The sequence below is a fragment of the Salegentibacter lacus genome (genome assembly GCF_020164555.1).
GTDB classification, from domain to species: Bacteria; Bacteroidota; Bacteroidia; order Flavobacteriales; family Flavobacteriaceae; genus Salegentibacter; species Salegentibacter lacus.
Genome location: NZ_JAIQZB010000023.1, coordinates 46,869 through 57,018, shown reverse-complemented (window position 1 = coordinate 57,018; position 10,150 = coordinate 46,869). Strand labels below are relative to the sequence as shown.

Below are 10,150 nucleotides of genomic sequence, written 5' to 3'. Positions count from 1 at the left end.
AGAAGGTATCAAAGCTTACCAAGAAAAAATACTACTTAATAAACAAAAAAGCTTATTCAAAATGGCAAAAGAAATGAACATGGTAATCAGCTATAAAACAGCAACTTGAAAAATACGTCAATGGTAACTTGTTTCAGGATCTAACATGTTTATAATTAATTTCATATTAGAAGCTGAAACAAGTTCAGCTTGACAAAATTTAGACTTTTCAGACAGCCTTTTTTATGCCAAATCCTTAAAAAAACCTTTTCCTCAGTAAGTTAAGTTTTGGATGGATAAAACTTCTACAAAAAGGTCTATATGGGCCTTTCAGATAATAATCCCGGATCTCTTCCCTGGAAGCATCGAACATAGCAAATGGCAAAACCTTCGTGATTATTTCTTCCTCGAAATCTGGTTGCAAATTCAGAATAGTTTCTGAAGCTTTATCTTTAGCATTCTTATCAAAATAATATATCGCCGATCTGTACTTTTCCCGCATACTGTGATTAGATGTGCTTTGGTGCGTATGTAAGTGAATTTCGATTAAACGAGCGATTGAAATTTCTTTAGGATTAAAATGAGCGATAATTGCTTCAGAATAACCTGAATATTTCCCGGTTGAGGCTATATAACCCTGTTCTACCAGTTTCACCCCAACTACTTGTTGAAAAACAGCTTCGGTACACCAATGGCAGCCACCGCCAAATCCTATTTTTTCTAAAGTCGCACTCATAATTAATAATTAGTTTGAACTGCCTTCCAGATTCTTTATTAACCCTAAAGCTGCACGCTCACCAGAAAGTATCGCTGCGTTTTGGGAAGCATTTAATAACTGATCTCCGGCGAGAAAAATAGTATCATTCAATTGAGTCTCCGTCGGATCCATTTCATAATGTAGATCATCTATTTTTGGAAGTGCTTTTTTAATAAAATAATATTTTAAAAACCTTGCTTCCCCTACTCCACAATATCTTTTTAAATCCTGCTCCACTTTATTTTGAAGTTCCGCTTGAGGTAAATCGGTCTTTTTAACCACGGTAACAGAAAGTAATTCTTTTCCTCCATTAGAACCGGTGGCTACGCTGGTATGATAGAAGATATTATTAATTATGGCGTCTTCATCGGTAATCAAGCCAATCAGAGGTTTCTCTATTACTCGCTTTTTTGTTTCGAAATAAAAAGTATGGCAGGATCTCCAATTGGTTTCCTGATTTTTTAGATTACTAACCAGTTTATTGGCTTCGGTAGCGATAATCGTGAATTGGGTCTCAACGAGCTCTCCATTTTCCAAAATAATTTCTCCCTCTTTAACTTGCTTTACCGGAGTATTAAAATGAATTTTGGTAGTTTCTATATCATTAGCCAAATGTTCGGAAATCTCTCCCATTCCCTGCTTCGGGATTACAGCCAGCCCTTCTCCAAACATTTTGAATACAAATTCAAACATCCTACTGGAAGTTTCCAGGTTTGGTTCCAGAAAGATACCGCTGAAAAAAGGTTTAAAAAATTTAATGATTATAGCTTCTGAAAAACCTTTTTGCTGAAGATATTCTAAACTTGTTGCTGCCTTGCTTCTAAAAATGTCTTCCACCTTTTTCTTCTTGAGGTCGCCATAGAGCCTTAAAATCTTTAGTTTATCTGAAAGATTACCGATTCCGGCGAAAATTGTAGGCATCAATAAGGAAGCATCACGCAAAGGATCTCCAACAGTACTGGATTTTCCATTTTCAAAAATCACCGCACCGGGTAGTAATTTTTGCAAATCCAATTTCTTATAATCCAGATATTGTTTAGCTTTTGGGTAAGCACTGAGAAGTACCTGAAACCCACGATCTAATTGATAACCTTCCACCATGTCGGTTTTAATTCGGCCGCCCACCCTATCTGAAGCTTCATAAATTTCAGGGGAATACCCGTGATCTTTCAAAACTTTTGCAGCAATAAGTCCGCTAAGACCTGCGCCAACAACTTTTATTTTATAATCCCTTTTTTCCATGATAAAACTTTCGTTGATACATTCAAAAATACTGTTTTTAAAAACGTACAGGGCATTTACAATTGTTAAGGATAGAAAGAAGAGGGAAAACGTAGTTCAGTAAACTGTCTCGGAGCAAGCTAAAGAGGTATGCATAGTGAGCGATTTTTTAATTTACGAGACAAACCTTGGTGTATTTTAATCTCTATTGTCGAGTAAAATCCATAAAAAACCCACGACTATAAAAGCGTGGGTGCATTCTAAAAAGATAAATTTTGATTAACCTAAGCAGTTTCCAACTCAAGGTCTTTTTTAGATTTTCTATATAAAAAAGAGTTATAAATATTTCTTTTGGCGAATCTCACCTGCTTATCTGAACTGATGAACTTGATAAAAAGTTTCTTATTTACACCAAAATATTCGTAGGTAGTTCCATTAGTAAAAGAGATCTCCAGTAAATTTCCTTTGTGCTGGTAATCGGCAATTCCAGCTTCGCTTATGGTGCGATTATATTCTTCCAGATTTGCATCTCGGGTTTGCGGTGCGATGCTTACCAAAAAATGATAACCATCTATAATTTCTTTACTCTTTATTTCAGCTTCTGCGTGCATTTCATCAGTTTCCCTAAATTTATCGGGATGCCATTCTTTAACCAGATTTCGGTAGCTGGTTTTAAGTTCTTTAAGGTCTATCTCTTTTTCAACATTAAAGAGCTTTTTATAGTGATTTACACGCTTCATTACTTTAAATTTTAAATAAGCGGCAAAACTACTTCTTTTTTTCGGATAATTGACGGGTTAATCTCCTCCCCTTTCTTAAATCTATTTAATAGTTTTGAAAATACATCCAATCGAGCAAATGGTAAGTAACAATGCCGGCAATAATAGCTATTATCAACTTTATTACGTTAGGTTTTAACCATTCTAAAATGCTTTCCATCAAAATATCTATAAAAATTCACTAATAACTGCCCCAAATCGAACTATCAAAGATATTTTTAATTCCTGAGTTTAGTTTACGGTAATCCACATATTTGATGTTAAAACTTAATATTTACTCTTCTACCACCGAATTTAAAGGGATTCAAGGTATAAATTCTCTACTTTGGTTCTGGCCCATGGCGTTTTTCTTAAGAATTTTAAACTGGATTTTATAGAAGGATCCTGGGTAAAACATTTAATATTTATACGCTTACCCATTTCTTCCCAGCCATAACGTTCCACCAGGAATTCCAGAATCTCTGCGAGCTTTATTCCATGCAACGGATTGTTAGGTTGGCTATTTTCCATAATTAAATATAACGGACTCTTACTTTTTTCTTCTTTAGCCTGGAATTATTAAGCGCTGCGATAAGTGCTTCAGCTTTTTCTTCGGGCACAGCAACAAATGCACAATCCTGTTTAAGCTCGATAAGCCCAAGTTCTTCTTTTTTAAGATTTCCCTGTTTTAAGAAAAGTCCGGCAATATCTCCTTTTGAAATTTTATCTTTTCTTCCTCCCGAAATGAACAACGTAGTTTTTTCAACTACATTGGTATCGGTTTTTGAATCCTGAATTTTATAATCATTTGAATTGATAAAATCTGGAAGCGTTTTTCTATCAGAAAGTACATAAGCAATTCCCTCCTGGTGCATTCTCGCGGTACGCCCATTTCTATGGGTGAATTCTGAAGCTTTATATGGTAATTGATAATGAATTATAAAATCGATTTCGGGAACATCAATCCCCCGCGCAGCAAGATCTGTGGCGATTAGTATTCTATGGGTTCCATTTCTGAACTTAATAAGTGATCTTTCCCTATCCTTTTGTTCCATTCCCCCGGAGAAAATCCCATGCTCAATGTTATTTTTATCCAGAAAATCACTTACTTCCGCAATACTATCTTTCAAATTACAAAAAATAATTCCTGAACCTTTAGCATTTTCAGAAAGTAAATTCACCAGGCTTTGAAGTTTCGTTTTGGGATTTACCCGTATGGTTTTAATCTCCAGGGAAGACTGCTCCCCTTTTAAATAATCTATTCGCTTCGGGTTTTTTAGCCCAACAAATCCTGGAACATCAATGTTTTGCGTTGCTGAAGTTAAAATTCGCTTCTGCAAACCGGAAAGTTCCCCAATAATCTCTTTCATTTCGTTTTCAAAACCTACTTCTAAAGATTTATCAAATTCATCTAAAACAAGGGCTTTAATATTTTTTGTAGCAAAGGTTTCCCGTCTAAAATGATCGGCAATTCTTCCTGGAGTACCTATTAAAATGGCCGGTGCGTGTTGCAGTTCTATTTTATCTTTAGAAAAAGCCCTGCCGCCGTAAACGGCATTTGCTTTAAATCCGGCACCCATTTCCCGGGTAACCTGTTCTATTTGAATAGCCAACTCTCTTGAAGGTACTAAAATCAATGCCTGTACTTCTGCCAGATCGGGATCTAAAATTTCGAGTAAGGGTAATAGGAATGCCAGAGTTTTACCCGATCCTGTTGGGGAGAGCAGCACCGTGTTTGGGTTTTCGGCAATAGTTTTGAAAGCTTCCTGCTGCATAGCATTAAGCTGAGAAATCTCCAATTTGTTCAGGATTTCCTGTAAATTCTTAGTTTGCATGTAATTTTGAAATAATAAAGCCTTAAAAAAGACTTTGAAGGGATAACCCCTATTTTAGGAAAGTTAAGTAAAAAAATAAAGGTTCAGCAATAATAGATTACCGAACCTTTTTATGAGAGTTGAGAATTACTCGATAATTGAGATTTAAATGCTCCAGGGCTTGCCTCGAAATTAAACAATTGTTCAATATAAATACCTCTTGAGCTTGCTCTTAGGTAGTTTTTTGTTGTTTAACGCGAACGGCATTCATACCTTTCATTCCTCGTTCCAGTTCAAAAGTCACTTTGTCGTTTTCATCAATCTCATCGATTAATCCAGTAACGTGAACAAAATATTTTTCGTTGTTTTCTGAATCTATAATAAATCCGAAACCTTTAGAATGATCAAAGAAAGAGACCTTTCCGTTTCTTTGCGGATCTTCTTCCGGCATATCCTCTTTCTTAGGAACACCAATTTCTATACTATCAGCCTCAACTTCAACTTTTTGAGAAGGATCCGGCGGAGTATCGGTAAGATTTCCATCAGCATCTACATAAGCGATCATATCTTCAAAATTACCGCCTTTGTTGGAGTTTTCTTTGCGCTCCTGCTTCTTAGCTTCCTTTTCTTTCCGTTTTTTTATTTTCTTTTTTTCTTTTTCAGTTTTACTGAATGTCTGCTGCGATTTGCCCATTAATTAATTTTAATTAGTAATTGAGTGAGTAAGCTTGAATTTTTTTCTTGAAGATTTTTGTGGTAGTAACCCGGCTTGTATTGCCATTAATCTTCAGTAAATGTAAAGAATCCTAATTAGGACACTGCTTAAACTTTTACAAAGATAAGTGATAGAAATTAAATTACTTAATTTGAAGCGAATAAATAATTTATGATTTCACTAAAACACTGCTTCCCTACTATTTTTTGCGCTTTTTCTTATCCCACCACACGTATAAAACAAAAATAACCAAACTTACAATAGATCCCCAGAGAAGCCCGGTTTTTAGGCCATCGGTGCTTTTACCTATAATTGCAATAAAAATGGTGAGCGGGGCAATACCTACAAGGGTTGCACCAATAAAACGCCAGTAACCCATTTTAAGAATTCCTCCTACAAAGCTAATGGCATCGTTAGAAAGAAAAGGATTTATCCTGGTAACGATTACCGCCCAAAAGCCGTAATCATCAATAAAATCCTCAATTTTATTTTCGTTCTTGGGTCCTATTAGTTTCTGAACGATGACCGGTCCAAAATAACGCCCAATAAAATACCCTACACTGGAAGCCGAAAAAATAGCTGCGAAAATAATAAGGCTTCCAAAAAAAGGTCCATAAGCCAAAATTGAAACCACCATTAATGCTACTGAAGGGATCACGATTAAAAACATTTGTGCCACCATAGCCAGGATAAGCATTGTTGGGCCCATCCACCCAAATTCTGAAACCCACTCGGTAATACGTTCTTCGTCGTTACTGGTTAAAACCTCCCAGGCATTGGTGAAAAACTCCCGGACCCCGGGAATAAAAAAATAAGCCGCGATTAAGGCAGCTATTATAATTCCGGAAACAATTAGCGGGGCTTTACTTTTCTTTACTGAGGTGGTTTCAACAGAATCGGGCATAGTATTTATTTAATCGTTTAATTTGACTCTTAAAATATTTGCGGGTTGTCTTCTACTTTCATTGGAAATATACAGGCGATTTTCATCATCAAAAGTTAGCCCTTCTGGTTGAGGAAAATTTTCAGGATCAAGAAGATGAATTTTCACCTCGTTTCCATCCTGGTCTAGAATAATCAACTTTGGCTGATTCCCTTCCATAACATACAATTCTCCTGTAACTGGATGAAATCTAATAGAAGATGGCCTAATAATTCCAGAAGACGGTCCTCCTCTCAATTGTTTATAGATGTCATCGTTTCCGTCAAGGGTAAAATGGCGTTCCTTATTTAATTTTTTCGTAGCAAGATCAAAAGTGTAAATTCCTTTGGTAGCTTTCCTATTATTATATTCTTTTACGGCGAATAATAAACGATTGCTTTTAGCATCAAACTCAAGACTTTCCATCTCGTTAATATCTAAGCCGGAAATATGGTAAGTATCAATTTCGGGATTTTCTTCCCTAAAATTCACAACTTTATATAATTTACCATCACTTCTTGCAACATAGGCCGTATCTTCTATTACGGTAATATCTTCATAGTCTCCGCCTTCCCCAAAAGGAATTCGGGATGTAATTTCTGAAGTTTTTAGGTTATAAATAAAAATAATTCCATCTTCATCCTGGATGCAGGCAACCTCGTTATTTCCCAAATAGCTTATCCCAGAAACTTCCTGAAGAATTGATGGTAAATCCCATTTTTCTTCTATAACATAGGTTTTGTTGTCATCGTCAAAAGACAAGTAACTATTGTTTTTAAAAGCCCAGAAAATAAGTCCGGCGAGGATAAAAACCCCAGCAACAATCCCTACTACTATTTTATTCAATTTCATAAAATGCGCTCCAACTTAAATTCTAAAATAGGTTTAATATTAAAGTCTGCCACGATAATTAATTATTATTAACATCCGGTTTTTAAAATTAGCTAAAAAAATAGGCTGAAACCTTCCCAAAAAATACCCTATTTGTTAAAGATAAGTTAATTTAGTACTATTTATAACATAGTACTGTAACAAACCAAACTCAATGGAGTCTATTAGATATAAACCTTTAAATTTTAGCAATTATGAAAACTTTTGAAACAATCAGCAGACCATTTTTTAATCAGGATAAGAGCAACTCTAAAAATACCTGGAACAGTAAAAGACGCTATTTAAAATAATCTCAAAATATAGAAATCATGAAAAGTTCAGAAAACATCCGTCCGTTTTTAAATCAAAGTAAATCTAACCATCGTAGTAACTGGGAAATTAAACGCCGTTACCTTAAAACTTAAGGCCATGAAAATCCAGGAGTATATAAATTTAAACTGTGGAGGTTCACGAGAGTCCCAGGTTTTTGGAAAGAAACCACGTAATAAATTCCATGAAAACTTCACCAGGAACAACTGGTGTTTAAACCTTAGACCAATGAGTTAATCTTAAAACAAATCCCCTATGGAACTCAGTAAAACCTAGCCGGCACTACCCTAGATTGTAGCCGGCTTTTTTATTTCAGGAATTTAGGATACTGCTGAAAGCATGAAATTTAAAAAAACTTAAATTATCTTTAAAATTTAAATCTTGTTTGTATGGTATTTGTTTATTTGTAACAATTAAACCACCTATGCTAAATAAGATTAAAAAATCTTCCAAAATAAAATGGGCACTAATAATACTTCTCAGCCTTTTTACAATTTTCGTGCTGTTTTTTGCCAGTATTTATTTTGGAGCCTGGGGCCAACTCCCCTCCTCTACCGAGTTGAAAGAACTTAAGCAAAACAGGGCTACTGAAGTTTTAGCCAAAAATGGTGAGCTAATTGGTAAATTTTACATTTTTGACAGGCAACCTATTACCTATAAAGAACTTCCTACACATTTAATAAACGCCCTTGTGGCTACCGAAGATGCCCGGTTTTTTGAACACGATGGTATCGATAATCGAAGTTTGTTACGGGTTGTTTTCAAGTCTATTTTGCTTCAGGACGATTCCGCCGGCGGCGGAAGTACTATTAGTCTTCAGTTAGCTAAAAATATCTACGGAAGAAAAGATTACGGTACTTTAGGCATTGTTGTGAATAAATTCCAGGAAGCCATTATCGCCAAAAGGCTGGAAGATATTTATTCAAAACAAGAAATTATTAGGCTCTATTTCAACACTGTGCCTTTTAGTGATAATACTTTCGGAATTGAAAGCGCGGCTATGAAATTCTTCGGAAAGCATACTTCAGAAATAAATCTTGAGGAAGCAGCGGTTTTAGTGGGTACTTTAAAAGCTTCCCATTCTTACAATCCCAGAATCTTTCCTGAAAGAAGCCGATTACGTAGAGATGTGGTATTAGAACAAATGGGGAAATATGGGTATTTAACTGAAGAAGAGGTTCAAGAGGCCAAGCAGCGCGAATTGGTACTGAATTATAAGAGTTACAGCCACGATAAAGGTCTTGCGCCGTATTTTAGAGAGCAGGTAAGAAAAGATGTAAGTAAAATCCTGGACACCCTTAAAAATAAAGATGGAAAGAAATTCAATATTTACAGAGACGGATTAAGCGTTCACACCACTTTGGATGTTAAGATGCAAACTTTAGCTGAAGAGGCTTTAAAAGAACATTTACAAAATTTACAAAAACAGCACGAAGATGCCTGGGGAAAAGCGGCCCCCTGGTTAACCAATCAGCAGATTGTGAACGATGCTTTGAAAAAGACTTCGGCCTGGAAAAATCTTGCCAAGGAAGGCCACAGCGAAGCTGAAATAATGAAGGTCCTAAACAAAGAACATCCTACCGAACTCTTTAATTATGAAGGTACAGAAACCAAAAATGTAAGTACAAGAGATAGTGTGGCTCACTATCTCAAATTCCTAAACGCCGGGATGCTCGCTGTAACTCCTGAAACAGGTGCAGTGCAGGCCTGGGTTGGCGGAGTTAATTTTCAACACTTTCAGTACGATCACGTCTCGCAGAGTAAACGCCAGGTTGGCTCTACATTTAAGCCATTTGTTTACACCGCAGCTTTAGAAAATGGCATAGAACCTTGCGAATATTTTTCGGCCAGAGAGGTCACTTATGCCGATGGCTGGACGCCTTCAAACTCGGGTGGAGAGGACGAAGATCCGCATATGAACTACAACTTAAAAGAAGCTTTAAGTCAATCTATGAATACCATTGCGGTTAAAGTACTTATGGAAACAGGAATTGAAAATGTGGTGAACCAGGCCAAAGCAATGGGAATTACTTCAGATTTACCAAAAGTACCTTCAATTGCCCTGGGAACTGCTTCTTTAAACTTAACCGAATTAACTGAAGCTTACACTCCATTTGTAAATGAAGGAAAAACAAGTCAGGCGTTTTATATCACAAAAATTGAAGATGGCGAGGGCAATATTTTAGCTGAATTCAAACCTGAAATTTCAGATAATCGTAGTATTTCTGAAACCAACAGGAAAATCATGATAGAGATGATGAAAGCTACTGTTAATGAAGGCACCGCTACCAGGTTAAGAAGTACTTACGGATTAAGAAACGATATTGCCGGAAAAACCGGAACTACCCAAAACAATAAAGATGGCTGGTTTGTGGGAATTACTCCAAAACTTCTCGCCGTAACCTGGGTGGGTTCTGACGATCACAGGATTGGATTTAGAAATACTTATATTGGGCAGGGCGCCAATTCAGCCTTGCCGGTTTTTGCTAAACTGATGCAGAAAATGAATAGCGATCCCGAATTTAATGAAATTACTCAGGCGAGATTTACACCGCTTTCTGCAGAAACAAAAGAAATGATGGACTGTGATCCAGAAAAACGAGATGGCTTCTTTAAACGTCTCTTTGGTAGTGGTGATAAAGATGAAACAGAAGAATCCAAAAAAGAAGAAAAGAAGGAAAAGAAAGGCTTTTTTAAGCGCCTTTTTGGCGGTAAGGATAAAAATTAAAAAGAGACTATCTAAAAAGTTTAGTATAGTTATTCGTCAAGCTGAACTTGTTTTAG

General features: G+C 36.1%; 9 protein-coding genes. 1 reads left to right on the top strand and 8 read right to left on the bottom strand.

The genetic code is table 11. The features are described 5' to 3' along the window. Nucleotides 1-235: 235 nt before the first annotated feature. From LB465_RS16005 to LB465_RS15970, 8 genes are all read right to left on the bottom strand, one after another. Nucleotides 236-715 carry a peptide-methionine (S)-S-oxide reductase gene (locus LB465_RS16005; protein WP_224470930.1) on the bottom strand — a complete coding sequence of 160 codons (480 nt, stop codon included), beginning with the start codon at nucleotides 713-715 and terminating at the stop codon, nucleotides 236-238. Between the two features lie 9 nt (nucleotides 716-724). After that, nucleotides 725-1,978 carry an NAD(P)/FAD-dependent oxidoreductase gene (locus LB465_RS16000; RefSeq protein WP_224470929.1) on the bottom strand — a complete coding sequence of 418 codons (1,254 nt, stop codon included), beginning with the start codon at nucleotides 1,976-1,978 and terminating at the stop codon, nucleotides 725-727. Nucleotides 1,979-2,241: 263 nt separating this feature from the next. After that, nucleotides 2,242-2,697 carry a KTSC domain-containing protein gene (locus LB465_RS15995; RefSeq protein ID WP_224470928.1) on the bottom strand — a complete coding sequence of 152 codons (456 nt, stop codon included), beginning with the start codon at nucleotides 2,695-2,697 and terminating at the stop codon, nucleotides 2,242-2,244. 333 nt (nucleotides 2,698-3,030) lie between these two features. Then, nucleotides 3,031-3,246 carry a VF530 family protein gene (locus LB465_RS15990; protein WP_224470927.1) on the bottom strand — a complete coding sequence of 72 codons (216 nt, stop codon included), beginning with the start codon at nucleotides 3,244-3,246 and terminating at the stop codon, nucleotides 3,031-3,033. Nucleotides 3,247-3,248: 2 nt separating this feature from the next. Beyond that, nucleotides 3,249-4,550 (bottom strand): DEAD/DEAH box helicase, encoded by a 1,302-nt coding sequence (locus LB465_RS15985; protein ID WP_224470926.1) that lies wholly within the window; start codon nucleotides 4,548-4,550, stop codon nucleotides 3,249-3,251. 211 nt (nucleotides 4,551-4,761) lie between these two features. After that, a complete protein-coding gene (locus LB465_RS15980; protein WP_224470925.1) occupies nucleotides 4,762-5,223 on the bottom strand; it encodes a cold-shock protein in 462 nt (153 codons plus the stop codon). Nucleotides 5,224-5,443: 220 nt separating this feature from the next. Then, on the bottom strand, nucleotides 5,444-6,148 hold the full coding sequence (locus LB465_RS15975; protein ID WP_224470924.1) for a TVP38/TMEM64 family protein: 705 nt from the start codon (nucleotides 6,146-6,148) through the stop codon (nucleotides 5,444-5,446). Nucleotides 6,149-6,157: 9 nt separating this feature from the next. Beyond that, complete coding sequence (locus tag LB465_RS15970; RefSeq protein ID WP_224470923.1) at nucleotides 6,158-7,018, bottom strand: SdiA-regulated domain-containing protein; 861 nt, start codon at nucleotides 7,016-7,018, stop codon at nucleotides 6,158-6,160. A gap of 772 nt (nucleotides 7,019-7,790) precedes the next feature. On the opposite strand from LB465_RS15970, the gene LB465_RS15965 reads away from it, so the two are divergent. Then, on the top strand, nucleotides 7,791-10,094 hold the full coding sequence (locus tag LB465_RS15965; RefSeq protein ID WP_224470922.1) for a penicillin-binding protein 1A: 2,304 nt from the start codon (nucleotides 7,791-7,793) through the stop codon (nucleotides 10,092-10,094). The last annotated feature ends 56 nt before the right edge of the window (nucleotides 10,095-10,150 follow it).

Excerpts from the sequence above, each read along its gene's own strand:
- LB465_RS15970 (WP_224470923.1), bottom strand. The coding sequence starts at position 7,018 with ATGAAATTGAATAAAATAGTAGTAGGGATTGTTGCTGGGGTTTTTATC.
- LB465_RS15980 (WP_224470925.1), bottom strand. The coding sequence starts at position 5,223 with ATGGGCAAATCGCAGCAGACATTCAGTAAAACTGAAAAAGAAAAAAAG.
- LB465_RS15995 (WP_224470928.1), bottom strand. The coding sequence starts at position 2,697 with ATGAAGCGTGTAAATCACTATAAAAAGCTCTTTAATGTTGAAAAAGAG.
- LB465_RS15985 (WP_224470926.1), bottom strand. The coding sequence starts at position 4,550 with ATGCAAACTAAGAATTTACAGGAAATCCTGAACAAATTGGAGATTTCT.
- LB465_RS15965 (WP_224470922.1), top strand. The coding sequence starts at position 7,791 with ATGCTAAATAAGATTAAAAAATCTTCCAAAATAAAATGGGCACTAATA.
- LB465_RS16005 (WP_224470930.1), bottom strand. The coding sequence starts at position 715 with ATGAGTGCGACTTTAGAAAAAATAGGATTTGGCGGTGGCTGCCATTGG.
- LB465_RS15990 (WP_224470927.1), bottom strand. The coding sequence starts at position 3,246 with ATGGAAAATAGCCAACCTAACAATCCGTTGCATGGAATAAAGCTCGCA.
- LB465_RS15975 (WP_224470924.1), bottom strand. The coding sequence starts at position 6,148 with ATGCCCGATTCTGTTGAAACCACCTCAGTAAAGAAAAGTAAAGCCCCG.
- LB465_RS16000 (WP_224470929.1), bottom strand. The coding sequence starts at position 1,978 with ATGGAAAAAAGGGATTATAAAATAAAAGTTGTTGGCGCAGGTCTTAGC.